This window comes from Saccharopolyspora sp. NPDC049357 (genome assembly GCF_040677225.1).
Taxonomy (GTDB): Bacteria; Actinomycetota; Actinomycetes; order Mycobacteriales; family Pseudonocardiaceae; genus Saccharopolyspora.
This window is the reverse complement of sequence record NZ_JBFAQJ010000037.1, coordinates 25,501-43,365: the sequence shown is the minus strand read 5'-3', so window position 1 is coordinate 43,365 and position 17,865 is coordinate 25,501. Positions and strand designations below refer to the sequence as shown.

General features: G+C 70.0%; 16 protein-coding genes. 7 read left to right on the top strand and 9 right to left on the bottom strand.

The genetic code is table 11. The annotated features are described in order from the left end of the window. Positions 1–2: 2 nt before the first annotated feature. From AB0J91_RS25535 to bla, 5 genes are all read left to right on the top strand, one after another. Positions 3–1,136, top strand: coding sequence for an MlaD family protein (locus tag AB0J91_RS25535; protein WP_363873438.1), 1,134 nt, complete (start codon positions 3–5; stop codon positions 1,134–1,136). Positions 1,137–1,512: 376 nt separating this feature from the next. Further along, the gene (locus AB0J91_RS25530) at positions 1,513–2,664 is read left to right on the top strand and encodes an Ig-like domain-containing protein (RefSeq protein ID WP_363873435.1); all 1,152 of its coding nucleotides are present in this window, start codon (positions 1,513–1,515) and stop codon (positions 2,662–2,664) included. Between the two features lie 94 nt (positions 2,665–2,758). After that, positions 2,759–3,631 carry a LysR family transcriptional regulator gene (locus AB0J91_RS25525; RefSeq protein ID WP_363873432.1) on the top strand — a complete coding sequence of 291 codons (873 nt, stop codon included), beginning with the start codon at positions 2,759–2,761 and terminating at the stop codon, positions 3,629–3,631. After that, positions 3,628–4,518, top strand: coding sequence for a serine hydrolase (locus AB0J91_RS25520; protein ID WP_363873429.1), 891 nt, complete (start codon positions 3,628–3,630; stop codon positions 4,516–4,518). The genes AB0J91_RS25525 and AB0J91_RS25520 overlap by 4 nt, the downstream gene beginning before the upstream one ends. Before the next feature lie 250 nt (positions 4,519–4,768). After that, positions 4,769–5,674 (top strand): class A beta-lactamase, encoded by a 906-nt coding sequence (gene bla, locus AB0J91_RS25515; RefSeq protein WP_363873426.1) that lies wholly within the window; start codon positions 4,769–4,771, stop codon positions 5,672–5,674. An 84-nt stretch (positions 5,675–5,758) separates the two neighbouring features. On the opposite strand, the gene AB0J91_RS25510 is transcribed toward bla, so the two are convergent. Both AB0J91_RS25510 and AB0J91_RS25505 read right to left on the bottom strand, forming a co-directional pair. Then, a complete protein-coding gene (locus AB0J91_RS25510) occupies positions 5,759–5,953 on the bottom strand; it encodes a DUF397 domain-containing protein (RefSeq protein ID WP_363793236.1) in 195 nt (64 codons plus the stop codon). A 2-nt stretch (positions 5,954–5,955) separates the two neighbouring features. Then, entirely contained in the window at positions 5,956–6,813 is an 858-nt protein-coding gene (locus AB0J91_RS25505) for a helix-turn-helix transcriptional regulator (protein WP_363873423.1), read from the bottom strand. A gap of 254 nt (positions 6,814–7,067) precedes the next feature. Between AB0J91_RS25505 and AB0J91_RS25500 the strand changes: the two genes are divergently transcribed. Continuing rightward, entirely contained in the window at positions 7,068–7,298 is a 231-nt protein-coding gene (locus AB0J91_RS25500; RefSeq protein WP_363793150.1) for a zinc finger protein, read from the top strand. 30 nt (positions 7,299–7,328) lie between these two features. On the opposite strand, the gene ligD is transcribed toward AB0J91_RS25500, so the two are convergent. The 3 genes from ligD to AB0J91_RS25485 all read right to left on the bottom strand — a co-directional run bounded on the left by ligD (position 7,329) and on the right by AB0J91_RS25485 (position 9,938). Continuing rightward, positions 7,329–8,327, bottom strand: coding sequence for a non-homologous end-joining DNA ligase (gene ligD, locus AB0J91_RS25495; RefSeq protein WP_363873420.1), 999 nt, complete (start codon positions 8,325–8,327; stop codon positions 7,329–7,331). A 123-nt stretch (positions 8,328–8,450) separates the two neighbouring features. Further along, entirely contained in the window at positions 8,451–9,128 is a 678-nt protein-coding gene (locus AB0J91_RS25490; RefSeq protein ID WP_363873417.1) for an MBL fold metallo-hydrolase, read from the bottom strand. 48 nt (positions 9,129–9,176) lie between these two features. Next, positions 9,177–9,938, bottom strand: coding sequence for a maleylpyruvate isomerase family mycothiol-dependent enzyme (locus AB0J91_RS25485; RefSeq protein WP_363873414.1), 762 nt, complete (start codon positions 9,936–9,938; stop codon positions 9,177–9,179). A gap of 353 nt (positions 9,939–10,291) precedes the next feature. Between AB0J91_RS25485 and uvrA the strand changes: the two genes are divergently transcribed. After that, on the top strand, positions 10,292–13,144 hold the full coding sequence (gene uvrA / locus AB0J91_RS25480; protein WP_363873411.1) for an excinuclease ABC subunit UvrA: 2,853 nt from the start codon (positions 10,292–10,294) through the stop codon (positions 13,142–13,144). A 191-nt stretch (positions 13,145–13,335) separates the two neighbouring features. Here uvrA and AB0J91_RS25475 read toward each other — a convergent pair whose 3' ends face one another. From AB0J91_RS25475 to AB0J91_RS25460, 4 genes are read right to left on the bottom strand one after another with little or no spacing between them, the layout of a single operon-like run. Further along, positions 13,336–14,802, bottom strand: a complete 1,467-nt coding sequence (locus AB0J91_RS25475; RefSeq protein ID WP_363873408.1) for a beta-N-acetylhexosaminidase — start codon at positions 14,800–14,802, stop codon at positions 13,336–13,338. Beyond that, the gene (locus AB0J91_RS25470) at positions 14,799–15,638 is read right to left on the bottom strand and encodes a carbohydrate ABC transporter permease (protein WP_363873405.1); all 840 of its coding nucleotides are present in this window, start codon (positions 15,636–15,638) and stop codon (positions 14,799–14,801) included. Before AB0J91_RS25470 ends, AB0J91_RS25475 begins: the two co-directional genes overlap by 4 nt. Then, a complete protein-coding gene (locus AB0J91_RS25465; protein ID WP_363873402.1) occupies positions 15,635–16,513 on the bottom strand; it encodes a sugar ABC transporter permease in 879 nt (292 codons plus the stop codon). Before AB0J91_RS25465 ends, AB0J91_RS25470 begins: the two co-directional genes overlap by 4 nt. Next, the gene (locus AB0J91_RS25460; RefSeq protein WP_363873399.1) at positions 16,513–17,796 is read right to left on the bottom strand and encodes an extracellular solute-binding protein; all 1,284 of its coding nucleotides are present in this window, start codon (positions 17,794–17,796) and stop codon (positions 16,513–16,515) included. Before AB0J91_RS25460 ends, AB0J91_RS25465 begins: the two co-directional genes overlap by 1 nt. Positions 17,797–17,865 lie beyond the last annotated feature (69 nt).

The following is a 17,865-nucleotide window of genomic DNA, read 5'->3' as shown; positions in this document are numbered from 1 at the left end:
TGATGGCGCGCAAGGTGAAGGTGCAGCTGGCGCTGTTCCTGGTCATCGCGGTTGTCGGCGTGGGTTTCGTCGGCGGTCGCTACGCCGGGCTGGACCGGCTGTTCGGCTCCAACGGCTACCCGGTGTCGGTGCAGCTGCCCGAATCCGGCGGGCTGTTCACCAACTCCGAGGTCAGCTACCGCGGCGTGGCCGTCGGCCGGGTCACCGCGCTGCGGCTGACCCACGAGGGCGTGGCCGCCGACCTGCACATCAACGACGGCGCTCCGCAGATCCCCGCCGACGCCCGCGCCGTGGTCGCCAACCGCTCGGCAGTCGGCGAGCAGTACATCGACCTTCAGCCGCAGCACCGCGGCGGGCCCTTCCTGGAGGAGGGGTCGGTCATCCCCATCGAGCGCACCTCCATCCCACCCGCGCCCGAGTCGCTGCTGGTCAACGTCGACCGGCTGGTCGCGGGAGTGCCGACCGACAAGCTGCGGACGGTGGTCACCGAGGTCGGGACCGCCTTCGACGGAACCGGCTCCCACCTGCAGAAGCTGCTCGACACCACCAGCTCTTTCACCACCGCCGCGCAGCAGAACCTGCCGCAGACCACGGGGTTGCTGGACAACAGCGACGTCGTCCTGCGCACCCAGCAGGAGCAGGCGCAGAACCTCACCGAGTTCAGCACCGGGCTGCGGCAGATCTCCGGGCAGCTCAAGCAGTCCGACCCCGACCTGCGCAAGACCATCCAGGAGGCGCCGGGCGCGGCCACCGAGGTGCAGGAGCTCACGCGCTCGATCGGGACCGACTTCGGCATCGTGGCCGCCAACCTGCTCACCACCACGCAGCTGACCAGCGTGCGCGGTCCCGCGCTGGAGCAGACGCTGGTCGCGCTGCCGATGATCTCGGCGTTCACCCACACGCTCTCGCCGGACGGCACCGGGCACCTCGGTCTGGTGCTCAACATGTTCAACCCGCCGGCGTGCACCGCGGGGTACGAGGGCACGCCGCGCAAGCACGGGTCCGACACCACCGACGGCCCCACCAACTACGACCTCGCGTGCACCGAGCCCAAGGGCAGCCCCACCGGGGTGCGCGGCTCGCAGCACGCGATCCGCTACCCGGTCCCGGCGCCCGTCTCGCCGCCCGGCCCCTGAGCACCGGCAGTCCCGGACCGGCCGTGATCGAAGCCCGTTCAACCCGGCCATACCGGGCAAAACAGACCGGAGGTCTCACCCCAATGCGTGCCACCGGTTCTGACGACGAAATATGGTGTCCACCGATCGGATTACATGATCTTGGTGTGTCATGCTTGCGATCGACTGCGGGTAGCCGATATAGAACCGCCGCTGCGCTCAATCCACTCGATGGAGCGTTCATCGGCGCCGAATGACACTGCGCTGGTCAACAACGCCGCTCGGCGAACCGTGAATCGCCCACCCCGCGCTGCTTGATCGTGTTGAGAACCCCGCTCGCCGCACGGACAGTTACTGATTACCAACGAGACGGTGCAGGGTTCTTGGGGAGGCCGGTATGCGGGGGGCAGTTGCGTGCCAACTAGTCATCGCGAGCCTGGTCGCGTGCGCGCTGACGGCGTGCGGGCCGGACGTTTCCGAGGCGTCGGTGACGACCTCGGTTCCAGACAGGACGACATCGCTGTCACCGAGTGAACCGCTGGAGCTCAACTCGCAGCGCGGCGTGCTGACCTCGGTCAACGTGACGGCCAACGGCGCACCGGTTCCGGGCAAGATCGACCGCAGCGGTCACAAGTGGACGATCGACTCGCCGCTGGCCTTCGGCACCACCTACCAGGTGCACGCCGTCGCCCACGACCAGGACGGCGTGCCGTCGATCCCGCTGAACTCGACGTTCACCACCGCCACCCCCACCGACATCGTCAACGTCGAGCGCACCCGGCCCACCGACGGAGACACCGTCGGCATCGCGATGCCGGTCTCGATCTACTTCGACAAGCCGGTCAAGGACCGCGCCGCCGTCGAACGCCGCCTGAAGGTCGAGACCTCCGTGCCCACCGAGGGTTCGTTCAACTGGTACTCCGACAACCAGGTCAACTGGCGGCCCAAGGACTACTGGAAGGCGGGCACCCAGGTGAAGGTGCGCGCCGACCTCTACGGCATCGACACCGGCGCCGGCGTGATGGGCGACAAGAACTTCGAATCGAACTTCACCGTCGGCCGCGACCAGCGCTCCGTCGGCGACGTCAACGCCCACACCTTCACCGTCTACCAGGACGGCCAGGAGATCAGGAAGATGGACGCCTCCTACGGCCAGTCGGCGTACCCGACCCAGCACGGCATCCACGTCGCCACCGAGCGGCACGACTCGGTGCGGATGAACTCCTGGAGCTGGGGCGGGCCTGCCCAGGGAAGCGCGGGCGCCTACGACGAGGTGTTGCCCAACGCGGTCCGGATCTCCAACAACGGCGAGTACGTGCACACCAACACGGCGAGCACGGGCGCGCAGGGGTCGAGCAACGTCACCCACGGCTGCGTCAACCTCTCCAGCACCGACGGCAGGTGGTTCCTGGAGTTCACGCAGATCGGAGACCCGGTGGAGATCGTCGGGTCGACCAAACCGCTCACCCCGGCCGACGGCGACATCTGGGACTGGACCGTCCCGTGGGAGGAGTACGTCAAGGGCAGCGCCCTGTACCACTCACCCTGAGTTCTTCTGCCGCTGTGGTCGTTCCGCGGGGAGAAGACGCAGCAGGGGCCCGGAGCGCGCATCGCGTTCCGGGCCCTGTGCTTGGATCGGTGGTGTGGACCTCCTGCGTCATCTCCGGTTCTTCGTCGCGGTCGCCGAGGAAGGCCACTTCGGGCACGCGGCCGACCGCCTCGGCATGACCCAGCCGCCGCTGTCCCAGGGCGTGCAGCGGCTGGAGAACCGGCTCGGCGTCACCCTGCTGACCAGGGGATCTCGGGGCGTGCGGTTGACCACCGCCGGGGCCGACCTGCTGCCCAGGGCGCGGACGCTGCTCGCCGGGGCCGACGAGTTCGCCGAAGCGGCACGCAGGCAGCGGGAGAACAGGGGAGCGGTGCGCATCGGCGTCATCGCCGCCCTCGGAGATCGCCAGGTCGCCGGTCTCGTCGCCGCCCTGCGCGGCGCGGCGGCGGAGCCGTCGGCGCGCACCGTCATCGTCAGCACCGCCCCGACCATCGACCTGGTCGACGCCGTGGCCGGCGGCCGCTTGGACTGCGCGGTCGTGCACCACCCGGCGCTGCTCGGCGACCTGCGGACCTCCTCGGTGGTCAAGATCCCGCGCCGACTGCTGGTGCCCGCCGACCACCCGGCGGCCGAGAAGCCCTCGATCCGCGCGCTGCGCGGGCTGCTCTGCGCCACCGCTCCGCGCGCCCACGGCACCGCGGCCTTCGACCTGCTCGTGGACACCCTCCGGGAGCGCGGCCTCGACCCCGAGTTCCTGCCCGCGCCCGGTGATCGCGACGCGCTCAGCGCCGTCGCCGCCGGACGCGCGTTCGCGCTCAGCACCGACCCCGAGGTGCGCGCACCCGGCGTGGCCGTCGTCGCCGCAGGGGACGAGCTCGCGTTGCGGGTCCGGGTGGTCTGGCCCGACCCGGCACCGCAGCCCGACGTGTGCGAGGCGCTCGAAGTCGCGCTCCGGGACCTGGCGTGAACGCCGAGCAGCGCATCCGGGACGTGCTCGCCGACGCGGGCGCGCAGGGCTGGGTGCACGCGGTCCGGCTCGGCGGAAGTGGTCACGAACTCGGCTTCGGCGCCGACGAGCTCGTGGTCACCGCCTCGGTCTACAAGCTCCCGCTGCTGGTCGCGCTGGCCCGCGCCTTCGACGCGGGAACCCTCGACCCGCGCGAAGCCATCCGGCTCGACCCCGGTTCCTGCACGCCCGGCCCGACCGGGGTGTCGACCTTCCAGGACCCGGTGCGGATGTCCTGGCGCGACCTCGCGGCCTCGATGATCGCGGTGTCCGACAACGCCGCCGCGGACGTCATCCTGGGTGCCATCGGTCTCGACGCCCTGGCCGCCGCGCTCGCCGACCTCGGCCTGGAACGCACCCGGGTCGTCGGCGGCACCGCCGACGCGCACGCCGCGCTGACCCGCGAGATGGGCGCCACCAGCGCTTCCGAGGCGTTCGCCCTGCTGGCCGACAACGACGAGGCGCGCACCCTCCGCGCCTACGACCCGTCCTACGCCAGCGCCACCACACCCCGCGAGATGACCCGGCTGATGGAGTTGATCTGGGCCGACGCGGTCGCCTCGCCGCAGCAGTGCGCGTTCGTCCGCAGGCTGCTCGGCCAGCAGGCGTGGATGCACCGGGTCCGGGCGGGATTCCCGTTCCAGGGGGTTCGCGTCTCGGGGAAGACGGGCACGATCGGTGCCGTCCGCAACGAGGTCTCGGTGGTGGAGTTCGACGGCGAGGCGCCGGTGGCGGTGGCGGTCTTCACGCTCGCGGCGCGCGCGGACCCGTCGCTCCCGCGGGTGGACGCCGCGATCGCCGAGTGCGCCCGGGTCGCCGTGACGGACCTGCGCTCCGGTCGTCTCTAGCGCGGCCGGTCTTCGGCGCGACCGCCGGTGGTCGAGGTCCCCTTCGTCCGGTCGTTTCGGACTCGGACCTGCGCTGAGCAGGCATCCGGAAGTGGGCGTCGGAAGAATTTTTCGGGAGCTCTCCCGGCTTCGGCGACGGCTCGTGCTGGGGCGATATCGATGCGCTATCGGGAGTCGGTCCGGTTCTTATTGGCGCTATCAGCGGTCGGCTGCTTGATTGGGGGCATCGGCACTTCTGGAGGGAAATCAATTGCAGCACAATGACATCCGCGTGGGTCGCCGGGCGGTTCTGGCGGCGTTGCTGGCCGCGCCGGTGGCCGCTTGCGCGCCGAGCACCCCGTCCGCCGCGCCGATCGCGGCCGCTCCCCGGCCCGACCCGGTGTGGGCCGAGCTGGAACGTCGCTACGACGCGCGCCTGGGGTTGTTCGCGCGCAACGTCGCCACCGGGCGGACCGCCGCACACCGCGCCGACGAGCGCGTCGCGCTGTGCTCGACCTTCAAGGTCTACGCGTCGGCGGCCCTGCTGCGCGCCCACGGGCTCGCCGGCGGCTACTTCGAGCGCGTCATCCGCTACGACGCCGGCCAGCTCGTGAAGAACTCGCCGATCACCGAGACCCGGGTGGACACCGGCATGACGGTCGGCGAGCTGTGCGCGGCCGCGGTGCAGCACTCCGACAACACCGCCGCCAACCTGATGCTGCGCGAACTCGGTGGCCCGCAGGCCATCACGGAGTTCGCGCGCGCCATCGGCGATCCGATGACGCGCCTGGACCGCTGGGAGATCGAGCTCAACACCGCCATCCCCGGCGACGAGCGCGACACCTCCACGCCCAGGGCGCTGGGCGACGGCCTGCAGCGCCTGCTGCTCGGCGATGCGCTCGGCCCGGCGGAACGCGACCGGCTCACCGGCTGGATGCTCGGGAGCGCCACCGGCGCCGCCCGGATCCGCGCCGGGGTTCCGGCCGGCTGGCGCACGGCGGACAAGACCGGTGGCGGCAGCGCCTACGGAGTGGCCAACGACATCGCCGTGACCTGGACCGACACCGGAACGCCGATCGTCATCTCGCTGCTCACCGGTCGTCCCCGCGAGCACGACACCGCGAACAACGCGCTGCTGGCCGACGCCGCCCGCCTGGTGGCCGAGCAGCTGGTCTGACCGCGCGCATGAATCAGGAGCGCTCCGCCCCCGGCGGAACGCTCCCCGGTTTTCGTCCCCCAGAGGGCGAATCGAGGCGGCGGTCTATCTGTCGAAGCGACCCGTTTTGATCGCTCTGACGAAATAGCGCCACTGAGCGGAATTGGCGGTTAAGAGGCCCCCTGCGCGGTCCTTGGTGTCGCGCACGGCGGCCCCGCCGAACACGCGGCCGACCTCGACGCAATTGGTCTCCTGGCTGCTTCGGCTGGACTTGCGCCAACCGACCGGCGACTGCAGCAACGTCACGGTGTTGTCTCCTCCCGGTGGATGATCTCGTCGACGAGGCGAACCGAGTCGTCGCTGCTCATCGCGAATTGCCCCAGGTCCCTCCCGGCCTTGACGAAAGCCGTCACGTCGCCGGGATCGCGCAGGAACGCGCTGGACCTGTGGTGTTCGAGGTGCACGACGGGAGAGGCCTTGGCGAACTCGAGGAGCACGAAGGGTCCGGCGTGCGCAGGGGTCCATCCCGCGGACAGCGGGATGATCCGGATGTCGATGTTGTCGCGGGCGCTCATGTCGCGGACGTGCCGCAGCTGGTCGATCAGCACGGCCCGGCCGCCTATGGGCTGGTGCAGCACCGATTCGAGCAGGAAAGCCGTGTACCGCACGGGTTCTTGGTGGCGGGTGATGACCTCGCGCCGGCCGTGCCTGACCGCCACGCGGGTGGAGACCTCGTGCTCCGGGATGCCGGTGCCCATGATCGCGCGCGCGTAGTCGGTGGTCTGCAGCAGACCGGGGATGAGGATCGGGGAGACGTCGGTGATCGCTGTGGCGATCCGTTCGAACTCCAGCAGCGCGGTGAGCTGATCGGCCTCACCGACTGACCCGACCGACACCGAGTTGGGTGGTTCCGCCTGCGCCTCGCGGGTGAGCCGCAGCAGCCGATCGCGAGCCGGGCTCGACAGGCCCAGCACCGCGCACACGGCCGAGACGGATTCGGTCGACGGCACTCGTTCGCCGCGCTCCCAGCGGACCACGACGGAGTGCGAAACGTCGAGACGTCCGGCTAATTGGCGCAGCCCGAGACCGGAACGCGATCTCGCGTCCCGGATTTCCGCACCGAGAACGTATGCCCGCGGTGCCGGAGTGGTCTCGCTCATGCACCACAGCTTATTTCAGGTGCGGAATCGAACGGCACCCTGGGTCGTCGTCTGCGTGACTACCTGATTACGCACCGACGTGTGCGCTGAATGGCGTCATCCGTTCGGGGAATTGCCGCAGTGGTCCCGAGACCATGAGCATTGGTCTCGTCTTGATCGAGGTCGCTTCGGAACCCGGATGGGTTTCGTCGCGATTTTCGTTCCGCGACGCGGAAACGCCGATCGGAGCAGGCAAGAGGGGGATGTGCGCAGCGATGTATCCGTTTCACTGGGTGCCGGCGGACGGAAGACGGCACGCGAGCCTGGACAAGCGGCCGTGGGGCAACGCCTACCCGAGCGGCATGCTCGTCAGCACCTTGTGCAGCCAGGAGGTCGTGGCCGACGCGACCAAGGAGGCGTGGCTCTGGCAGACCTGCGGTGACTGCCATTCCGAGGCCCGCCGGGTGGCTGCGGCGGTCCGCGAGGTCCCGCGCATGTCGGTCTAGCGAAATCTGCTGCAAGGAAACGGTTCTCGGTCAGTCGCGCTTGGCTCGGCTCGGTGCCACCCGGGGCGGCTCGTTCGGCTGCTTCGGGTACACCGGCGGCCAGGGCGCGTCCTGCGCTCCGGCGGCGATGTCCCGGTCGTAGCGTTCCAGCAGCGGGTCGATCGACTGCGGCCGGGTGTCGGCCCACGGGTCACCGCGCTCGGCGAGCCGGCCGGGCACCGTGGCGATGGTCAGCTGGTCCGGGTCGACGCCGTCCAGCTCGTCCCACGCGATCGGTGTGGACACCTGCCCGCCCACTCGGGGCCGGGCGCACCAGGCGCCGAAAACCGTTTTGTGCGGGGCGTTCTGGTTGAAGTCGACGAAGACGCGCCGACCCCGCTCCTCCTTCCACCACTTGGCGGTGATCAGATCGGGGTGGCGGCGTTCGAGCTCGCGCGCCAGCGCCACGGCCGCGGCCCGGACCCGGTAGCTGTCCCACTCGGGACGCAGCGGGACGTAGAGGTGCAGGCCGCGTGAGCCGGAGGTCTTCAGCCGCACGTCGATGCCGTCCTCGCGGAGGAAGTCGCGGGTGAGCGCCGCGGTCTCGCACACCTCGGTGAAGCCGACTCCGGGCGAGGGGTCGAGATCGATGCGCAGCTCGTCGATGATCTCCGGCTGCCCGGCCTGGTAGGGCCACACGTGGAAGCCCAGGCAGCCCATGTTGACCGCCCAGACGACGTGCGCGAGGTCGGCGGCCACGAGGGCGTCGCTCGTCGTGCCGTTGGGAGTCTCGACCACGGTCGTGCGCAGCCACTCCGGAGCAGAGGCGGGCACCCGCTTCTGGAAGAACGACTTGCCGCTCGCCCCGTCGGGATGACGCTCCATCAGCAGCGGGCGACCGCCGAGGGTGCTCAGGAGCGGGCCGGCCACCGCCCGGTAGTAGTCCACGAGGTCCAGCTTGGTCTCACCGCGGGTCTTGAAGAACACCTTGTCCGGATGTGACACCGACACCTCGGTGCCCCCGATGTCCAGCTTCACGGCCTCGCTCACGACGACCTCCGGTGCTCGCGCTCCCGGAAGCCAGAGTAGGCGGGGGCTCCGACGACCGCAGCGACATCGGGGCGCACACCGGGCTCGGGGGAAGTCCCCACCGGGAACTTCCCCCGCTGCCGATCACCAGCCGCGTTCGCGCCACTCGGCGAGCTTGGGGCGCTCGGCGCCGAGGGTGGAGTCGTCGCCGTGGCCCGGGTAGAACCAGGTGTCGTCCGGCAGTTCGCCGAAGACCCGGGTCTCCACGTCGTCGACCAGCGACTTGAAGTCCTCCGGCGAGGTCGTGCGGCCCACCCCGCCCGGGAACAGCGAGTCGCCGGTGAACAGGTGCGGGTGACCCGCCGGGTCCCGGTAGACCAGGGCGATCGAGCCCGGGGTGTGCCCGCGCAGGTGGATCACCGACAGCTCCGAGTCGCCGACCGCGATGGTGTCGCCGTGCTCGACCAGGCGGTCCGGCGGCACCGGCAGCTCGTCGGCGTCGGCGGGGTGCGCCACGGTGAAGCAGCCGGTCGCGCCTGCCACCGCGCCCAGCGCCTGCCAGTGGTCGCCGTGCTGGTGGGTGGTGACGATGGTGCGCAGCCGGGGGCGACGCTCGTCGTGACCGAGCAGGTCGCTCAGCCGTTCGGGGTCGTTGGCCGCGTCCACCAGCAACGCGTCCCCGGTGCTCTTGCACACCAGCAGGTAGGCGTTGTTGTCCATCGGGCCGACCGAGATCTTGGTGATGGTCAGCGCGTCCAGGTCCCGGCGCGCGGCCGCGCCGCCGGGCTCCACGTGTCCGGTGTACTCAGCTTGAAGCTCCACGCCCGTGAGCCTAACGCCCGCGACCCGGCACCGGCCGGAAGATCGGGCTCACATCCAGTCGGGCAGTTCGGGTGCGTCGCCGCGCAGCTCACCGGGGCCCGTGCGACCGAGCAGCCAGCCCAGCATCGGACCGGGTTCGCCGGAGACGGCCGCCGGTCGCGACGTGGTGCCGCGCAGGTCCCAACGGCGGTGGTGATGGCCGAAGTCGACATCCAGCGTCAGCGCGGGCACGTCCGGCCGCCCGCCGAAGGGCTGCACCACGTCCTCCAGCACGATCTCGGCGTCCGCGAGGGGGATGTCGGCGAAGTCCACGTCGTGGTCGAGGTCGACCAGGTGCACCCAGACCTCCAGCAGCCGCAGCCGCAGGACGTGCAGCGCGGGGATGACGTCGCCCCCGGAGAGGGTGACCTCGGCCGTCCAGTCGGAGTCGGGCAGGTCCCGAGCCGCCACGAAGAACCGGTCGCTGGAGGCGACCAGATCCTCCATCAGCAGCTGGTGGCTGCGCGAGGCGCCTTCCTCGATGGCCTGGTCGCGGTCGTCGCGGCTGGCGTACATCGGGTGCTCGATGCCGGTCCGAGCCCACAGCAGGAGGTTGCAGCAGGCATCGGCGTTGCGGGCCAGGTGGGTGAGCACGTGCGATCGGCTCCAGCCCGGCAGCAGGCTGGGTTGTCGGACCGAGATCTCGTCGAGCCCGGACGCGGAGCGCACCAGGACCTCGGTGGCGTGCCGGACGGCGGCTCGCCGGTTCGCGACCTCGTCTGCCAGGGCGGCAGCGGACCATCGGCCGGTACCGAGAACGATGTCAGCCATGGCTCTACCTCACGTGGGGGAGAGGGGAGGGTCGAATTTGCGGAGAACGTGAAGTCTTGAGCGTAAAGGTGCAGGACACGTCGGGGACAGTGCCCCATGCGGGCGACTTTGCGTATCGTCGTGAGGGGGCAGCCACCGCCGGATCACGCAACATCTCACACGTTGGGGTGACGGCCGGGGAAGGTGCTCGGTACCGGACGCCGTCGGTCCGAGACTGTCGGTGGCCCCGAATAGCATGGACGTCGCAACGTCGCGACCCGATGCCGCGCCGGCGGTCCCGCTGCCTGAAGCAGGCGGCCGCTCGCAGTCGGCGCGCGCTCGCGCAACACCAGAACTTTTTCGAAGGGATCACCGTGGCTGACCGCCTCGTCGTTCGCGGCGCCCGTGAGCACAACCTGCGCGGGATCGACCTCGACCTGCCCCGGGACAGCCTGATCGTGTTCACCGGGCTTTCCGGCTCGGGCAAGTCGAGCTTGGCTTTCGACACCATCTTCGCGGAGGGGCAGCGCCGCTACGTGGAGTCGCTGTCCGCCTACGCCCGGCAGTTCCTCGGTCAGATGGACAAGCCCGACGTGGACTTCATCGAGGGCCTGTCCCCGGCGGTGTCGATCGACCAGAAGTCCACCAGCCGCAACCCCCGGTCCACGGTGGGCACCATCACCGAGGTCTACGACTACCTGCGGCTGCTCTACGCCCGCGCGGGCAAGGCGCACTGCCCGACCTGCGGCGAGGCGATCAGCAAGCAGACCCCGCAGCAGATCGTCGACCAGGTCCTGGAGATGCCCGAGCGGGCCAAGTTCCAGGTGCTGGCTCCGGTCGTGCGCGGACGCAAGGGCGAGTACGTCGACCTCTTCGAGCAGCTGCGCTCCTCCGGCTACGCCCGCGCCCGCGTGGACGGCGTCGTGCACCCGCTGGACGAGCCGCCGAAGCTCAAGAAGCAGGAGAAGCACGACATCGCGGTCGTCATCGACCGGCTCACCGTCAAGCCCAGCGCCAAGCAGCGGCTCACCGACTCGGTCGAGACCGCGCTGCGGCTCGCCGACGGGCTGGTGCTGGTCGAGTTCATCGACCTCGACGAGTCCGATCCCGCCCGCGAGCGCAAGTTCTCCGAGAACCTGGCCTGCCCGAACGGGCACGCGCTGGGCGTCGACGAGCTCGAACCTCGCTCGTTCTCCTTCAACTCGCCCTACGGCGCCTGCGCCGAGTGCGCGGGCCTGGGCATCCGCAAGGAGGTCGATCCCGAGCTGGTCGTGCCCGACGAAGACCTCTCGCTGGGCGACGGCGCGATCGCGCCGTGGGCGGGCGGGCACACCGCCGAGTACTTCTCCCGGTTGCTGACGTCCCTGTCGGAGGCCATCGGGTTCCGGATGGACACCCCGTGGCGCCAGCTGCCCACCAAGGTCAAGAAGGCGGTGCTGCACGGCACCGACGACCAGGTGCACGTGCGCTACCGCAACCGCTACGGCCGCACCCGCTCCTACTACGCCAGCTACGAGGGCGTCATCCCGTTCCTGGAGCGGCGGCTGGAGCAGACCGAGTCGGACTACGCGCGCGAGAAGTACGAGGGCTACATGCGCGACGTGCCGTGCCCGGCCTGCGACGGCACCCGCCTCAAGCCCGAGATCCTGGCCGTGACCATGGAGAACGAGCACGACGAGCTCTCCATCGCCGACGTCAGCGCGCTGAGCGTGGCCGATTGCGCGGAGTTCCTCAACGCGCTGGTCCTGGGTCCGCGCGAGCAGATGATCGCCGGTGCCGTGCTCAAGGAGATCCAGGCCCGGCTGGGCTTCCTGCTCGACGTCGGCCTGGACTACCTGTCGCTGGACCGCGCGGCGGGCACCCTCTCCGGCGGCGAGGCGCAGCGCATCCGGCTGGCCACGCAGATCGGTTCCGGCCTGGTCGGTGTGCTCTACGTGCTCGACGAGCCCTCGATCGGGCTGCACCAGCGCGACAACCACCGCCTGCTGGAGACGCTGAGCCGGCTGCGCGACCTCGGCAACACGCTCATCGTCGTCGAGCACGACGAGGACACCGTGCGCAGCGCCGACTGGGTGGTCGACATCGGTCCCGGTGCCGGTGAGCACGGCGGCAAGGTCGTGCACAGCGGTCCCTACAAGGAGCTGCTGAAGAACAAGGAGTCGCTGACCGGCGCGTACCTGGCCCGGCGCAAGGAGATCCCGGTTCCCACCGAGCGCCGGGTCCCGGACCGCAAGCGGCAGCTGACCGTGGTCGGCGCGCGCGAGCACAACCTGCGCAAGATCGACGTCTCCTTCCCGCTGGGTCTGCTGACCGCGGTCACCGGCGTGTCCGGTTCGGGGAAGTCGACCCTGGTCAACGACATCCTCGCGTCGGTGCTGGCGAACAAGCTCAACGGTGCGCGGCAGGTTCCCGGCAGGCACACCCGGGTCAAGGGCCTGGAGCACGTCGACAAGCTGGTGCAGGTCGACCAGTCGCCGATCGGTCGCACACCGCGGTCCAACGCGGCCACCTACACCGGCGTGTTCGACCACATCCGCAAGCTGTTCGCGGCCACCACCGAGGCGAAGGTGCGCGGCTACCAGCCGGGCCGGTTCTCGTTCAACATCAAGGGCGGCCGGTGCGAGTCGTGCGCGGGCGACGGCACGCTGAAGATCGAGATGAACTTCCTGCCCGACGTCTACGTCCCGTGCGAGGTGTGCAAGGGCGCCCGGTACAACCGGGAGACCCTGGAGGTGCACTACAAGGGCAAGACGATCGCCGAGGTCCTCGACATGCCGATCGAGCAGGCCGCCGAGTTCTTCGAGCCGATCAACGCCATCCACCGGCACCTCAAGACGCTGGTCGACGTCGGCCTGGGTTACGTGCGGCTGGGGCAGCCGGCCCCGACGCTGTCGGGCGGTGAGGCGCAGCGCGTCAAGCTCGCGAGCGAGCTCCAGAAGCGCTCCACCGGCAAGACGGTCTACATCCTCGACGAGCCGACCACGGGTCTGCACTTCGAGGACATCCGCAAGCTGCTCGGCGTGATCAACGGCCTGGTCGACAAGGGCAACACGGTGATCGTGATCGAGCACAACCTGGACGTCGTCAAGACCGCCGACTGGATCCTGGACATGGGCCCCGAGGGCGGCAACGGCGGCGGTCTGCTGCTGGCCGAGGGCATGCCCGAGGACATCGCGGAGATCGAGGACAGCCACACCGGGCGGTTCCTCGCCGAAACGCTGGGCTGAACGCCAATCAACGATCAGCGCGAGCAGGGGCTCGACCTGGTCTTCACCCGGGACCGGCTGCCGGAGCTGACCCGGCGTCGAGTGCTGGGAGCCCAAGGAGCCGGCCAAGGCCGAAGCCTAGGGGAGACCCGGCGGGTGGGGTTCGGATCGAGTCCGGGCCCCACCCGCGTCGTTTCCGGCGCGAGCGCCGCTCAGCGAGGCCTGCCCTCGACACCGGGGCGCAGCTGCCAGGGGTAAGGGCCGTCGAGGGGCCGGTACTCGACGCCGAAGGCGTCCAGGCGCGGCAGGTGGTGGTGGGCCAGGCGGTGGTGGAATTCCGCCGGATCCCGCTCACTGCTCCAGGCGACCTCGGCGAACGCGCACAGCCGGGGGAACGCCGAGTAGTCGATGCGGGAGGGGGAGTCGAGCTGCTCGGTCCACACCTGCGCCTGCAGGCCGAGAACGCGCTCGGTCGGCGGCTCGTAGGCGTAGACGTTGTCCAGGGTGTTGAGGAACCCGACCGGGATCGGCTCGTCGGGCTCATCGGACTGCCGGTGGTCCAGGTAGAAGTGCGTTTCCGGGCACAGCAGCACGTCGTTGCCCGCTTCGGCGGCGCGGGCGATGGCCTGCGCGTCCTGCCAGCTCAGCACGATGGTCTCCGTCGGCAGCGAGACCAGGTGCATGGCGTCGTCCCACGCCGATGTGCGGCGGCCGTGGTTGTGCACGTGCTCCATCAACCGCCGCAGCAGCGCGCCGTGCGCGGGCGTGGCCCCCGGGACCTCGTCGCCGCCGAGGCAGATCACCGGCGACGGGAAGATGGACATCACGTGGTCCAGCACGTCGCGGAAGAAGTCCACCGTGGCCCGCCGGGGAGCCAGGATCCTGTCGCTGACGCCCCACGAGTCCCACACGCCCACGGGCCCACCGGTTCCCAGGTCGGGGTAGGCGGCGATGGCGGCTTGGCTGTGCCCGGGGACGTCGATCTCGGGCACCACCGTGATGTGGTGCTCGGCGGCGTAGGAGACGATCTCCAGCAGGTCCTCGGTGGTGTAGTAGCCGCCGTGCGGCTGCCGGTCGAACTCCGGGACCTCGCCGCGGCCGATCATGGAACGCTCGCGCCACGAACCGATGCGGGTCAGCTCCGGGTGCTTGGGGACCTCGATGCGCCAGCCCTGGTCGTCGGTGAGGTGCAGGTGCAGGACGTTGAGCTTGTGCATCGCCAGCAGATCGACGAACCGCAGGACCTCCCGCTTGGCCACGAAGTGCCGGGCGACGTCGAGGTGGCAGCCGCGCCACCCGAACCGGGGGTGGTCCTCGATCATCCCGCACGGCAACGAGATCGGCTCGTCGTGGATGGGGGCGCGGCGGAACGCGTCCGGCGGGAGCAGCTGCCGCAGCGTCTGCGCCGCGTGGTGCGCGGCGGCGGTGTGCTGCGCGGTCACCAGGGCCTGGTCGGGGCTGATCTCCACGCGGTGGCCGTTGATGTGGGGATCGATGCGGAACTCGATGGTGGGCTTGGCGGCCAGCGGCAGCGGAAGTCCCGTCGCGGCACCGACGTGCCTGCGGAACCACCGCGCCACGCTCGGTTCACCGCCGACGCTGGTGCGGATGTCCAGCGACAGCCGGCCGGTGGCGTACTCGACGCGCCGCGGGCGCGGCAGCAACGAGTGGAAGCTCATCCCTTCACCGCGCCGGAGAGTCCCGACACCAGGTTCCGCTGGACGAGCACGAAGAAGATCAGAACCGGAATGGTCATCAGCGTGGAGCCTGCCATGATCGCGCCCCAGTCGTTTCCCTGCGGGCTGAAGAATACCAGGATCGCCATCGGCAGCGTCTGGTTCTCCGTCGCCGAGATGATGAAGGTCTTGGCGAAAAGGAAGTCGTTCCACGCGTGGATGAACGACAACACGCTGGTGGCAACGAGTCCCGGAGCCACGAGCGGGAACAGCACCTGCCAGACGAACCGGGTGCGGCTCGCGCCGTCGAGGGTGGCGGCCTCCTCCAGCTCGACCGGGACGGCGGCGACGAACCCGCGCAGCATCCAGATCGCCAGGGGCAGGCTGAACGCCAGGTGCACCAGCACGAGCGAACCCAGGTGGTTGAGACCGAAAGCCGTTGCGGCCGAACCGACCTGGCGCATCAGGAAGAACAGCGGGATGGTGAGGGCCTCCACCGGGACCATCTGAGCCACCAGCAGCATGAGCAGCAGCACGGCACGGCCCTTGATCCGGAACCGGGTCAGCGCCACCGCCGCCAGGAACGACATCAGCAGCGACAGCAGCACCACCGCGCCCGCGACGAGGAGGCTGTTGAGGAAGTAGCCGCCCAGCCCGTCGACGGTGAGGACCCGCCGGAACCCGTCCAGGGTCGGCGCGGTGGTCCAGGGTCGCGGATCTGAGGACTGGAGCTCGGATTCCGGCTTGAACGCCGAGAGCACCATCCAGTAGAGCGGAAACGCCACCAGCACCGCGATCACGACCGCGGCGGTGTTGGCGACGGCGCGGGAACGTCTCATGCCAGCACCCCGTTCCCGCGCTGCGCCCGCAGGTAGAGCAGCGTGATCACCAGCAGCAGCGCGGTCATCACCACGCCGATCGCCGAGCCCAGCCCGTAGTTCGAGGCCGCGAACGCCTCTTGGTAGGCGTAGACGTTGAGCACCATGTTCTGCCCGGCGACGCCGCCGCCGTTGGTCATCACGTAGATCTGCGTGAACACCTTGAAATCCCAGATTATCGACTGGATGGTGGCGATGACCAGCACCGGGCGCAGCATCGGCAGCAGCACGCTGCGCGTGGTCCGCCACGTCGAAGCGCCGTCCAGCGCGGCGGCCTCCACCACCTCGCCCGGAATCCCGATGAGGCCGGCGTAGGTGGTGACCAGCACGAACGGGAAGGAGCACCAGATCACCTCGGCGGCCACCAGGCCGAAGGCGAGGTACTTGTCGTAGGTCCACGACATGCCTTCGGCGCCGCTGATGCCGATGCCGGTCAGCGCCTCGTTGACCAGCCCGAAGTCCTGGTCGAACAGGAACAGCCACACCGTCGACCCGGCCACCGCGGGCGTGGCCCAGGCTCCGATGGCCGCCAGGAACAGCAGGATCCGGGGCAGCGGCGAGACCTTGGTGGCCAGCACCGCCAGGCCGATGCCGACCACCAGGCTTCCCAGCACGCAGATCGCGGCGAAAACGCAGGTCTGCAGCAGGATCGTCCAGAACCGGGCGTCGCCGAGCAGCGCCAGGTAGTTGCCCGCGCCCAGGAACTCCAGCGGCGCACCGCCGGAAGCCTGAGCCTGGCCGTACTCGTACAGCGAGATCTGCACCAGCTGGTACAGCGGGTAGCCCATCATGCCGATGAGCAGCAGCGCCGCCGGTGCGAGGTAGAGCAGCGCCATCATCGGCCTTCGAAGGCCGCGTTCATCTGCGCCGCCGCCTGCCCCGATGCCTCGGCGACAGGGGTACCGCGCACGATCTGCTGCACCATCGTGGGAAGCACGCCCTGCGCGTCGATCTTCGACCACGCCTCGGTCGCGGGCACGAAGTGCGTTCCGCCGCGCAGCGTCATCACGAACGGAGCCGCCGCCGGATCGTGCTCGGCCACCTCGCCCTGGACGTCGATGAACGTGGGCAAATTGCCCATCGCGCCGTACATCTTGCGCTGGTACTCCTTGCCCGCGAGCAGCTGGACGAACTCGCGCGCCAGGGTCGCTCGCTGCGAGGACTTGAGCACCGACAGCAGGTTCCCGCCCGCGAAGGCCGGGGCAGTGGAGCCGATCGCATCGCCCGGCAGCGGCACGACGCCGTACTTGCCCGCCACACCGGCGTCGACGGCCTTGCGGTTGAAGTCGCCGCCGATGGTCATCGCGGCCTTGCCGGAGGCGAACGCCTGCACGCTCTGGCTGCCGGTCATGTCGGAGCACTGCTCGGGCGGGCACGCGCCGCTGGTGATCATCTCGGCGTAGGTCTCGATGCCGCGCTGCGCTTCGGGGCTGTCGATGGTGGACACCCAGCGCTGGCCCTCCTGGCGAGCCAGGTCGCCGCCCGCCGCCCAGATGAACGGCATCAGCGCGTAGTGGTACTTGCCGCCGGTGGCGATGCCGTAGAGGTCCGGACGTTCGGAGTGGATGCGCTGCGCGGTGGCCAGCAGCTCGGCGGTGGTGCGCGGTGGTTGCAGGCCGAGCTCGTCGAACACGTCGGTGCGGTAGTACAGAGCTCGCACCCCGGTGTACCAGGGCACGCCGAAGACCTTGCCCTCGACTCGCGCGGTGTCCAGCGCGGAGGGGGACAGGTCGGCGGATTCCGGCCACTGCGGCAGCTTCTCGGTCACATCGGCCAGCCCGCCGGCGGCGACGTAGCCGGCGAGGTCGGTGTTGCCGACCTCGGCGACGTCGGGTGCGCTGGCGGGATCGTTGAACGCGCCGGTGAAGCGCTCGGACCTCGTCTCCACCGCGATGTACTGCACGTCGACCTCGACGCCGGGGTGCTCGCGCTCGAACCGCGCCACCGCTTCGTCCACGGTGGCCTGCTTGGGCGCGCGGTTGGCCTCGTCGAACAGCCAGACCCGCAGCGTTCCGGTGCGCTCGTCGACCGCGGGTCCGGCCTGCTGCACCTGCGGTGGCCCGCAGGCCGTGAGCAACGCAGCGACGGCGGCGACGATGACGGCTTTTCCTGCGCGCATGGCTGGTCTCCGATGTGCTGAACGATTTCAATGGAAATCAGGAACCGGATTTCAGTGGAACTCGGTACC

Bases quoted from the DNA above. Each gene is read 5' to 3' on its own strand.
- AB0J91_RS25535 (WP_363873438.1), top strand. From the start codon at position 3: ATGGCGCGCAAGGTGAAGGTGCAGCTGGCGCTGTTCCTGGTCATCGCG.
- AB0J91_RS25530 (WP_363873435.1), top strand. From the start codon at position 1,513: ATGCGGGGGGCAGTTGCGTGCCAACTAGTCATCGCGAGCCTGGTCGCG.
- AB0J91_RS25505 (WP_363873423.1), bottom strand. From the start codon at position 6,813: ATGAGCGAGACCACTCCGGCACCGCGGGCATACGTTCTCGGTGCGGAA.
- AB0J91_RS25500 (WP_363793150.1), top strand. From the start codon at position 7,068: ATGTATCCGTTTCACTGGGTGCCGGCGGACGGAAGACGGCACGCGAGC.
- AB0J91_RS25485 (WP_363873414.1), bottom strand. From the start codon at position 9,938: ATGGCTGACATCGTTCTCGGTACCGGCCGATGGTCCGCTGCCGCCCTG.
- AB0J91_RS25475 (WP_363873408.1), bottom strand. From the start codon at position 14,802: ATGAGCTTCCACTCGTTGCTGCCGCGCCCGCGGCGCGTCGAGTACGCC.
- AB0J91_RS25470 (WP_363873405.1), bottom strand. From the start codon at position 15,638: ATGAGACGTTCCCGCGCCGTCGCCAACACCGCCGCGGTCGTGATCGCG.
- AB0J91_RS25465 (WP_363873402.1), bottom strand. From the start codon at position 16,513: ATGGCGCTGCTCTACCTCGCACCGGCGGCGCTGCTGCTCATCGGCATG.
- AB0J91_RS25460 (WP_363873399.1), bottom strand. From the start codon at position 17,796: ATGCGCGCAGGAAAAGCCGTCATCGTCGCCGCCGTCGCTGCGTTGCTC.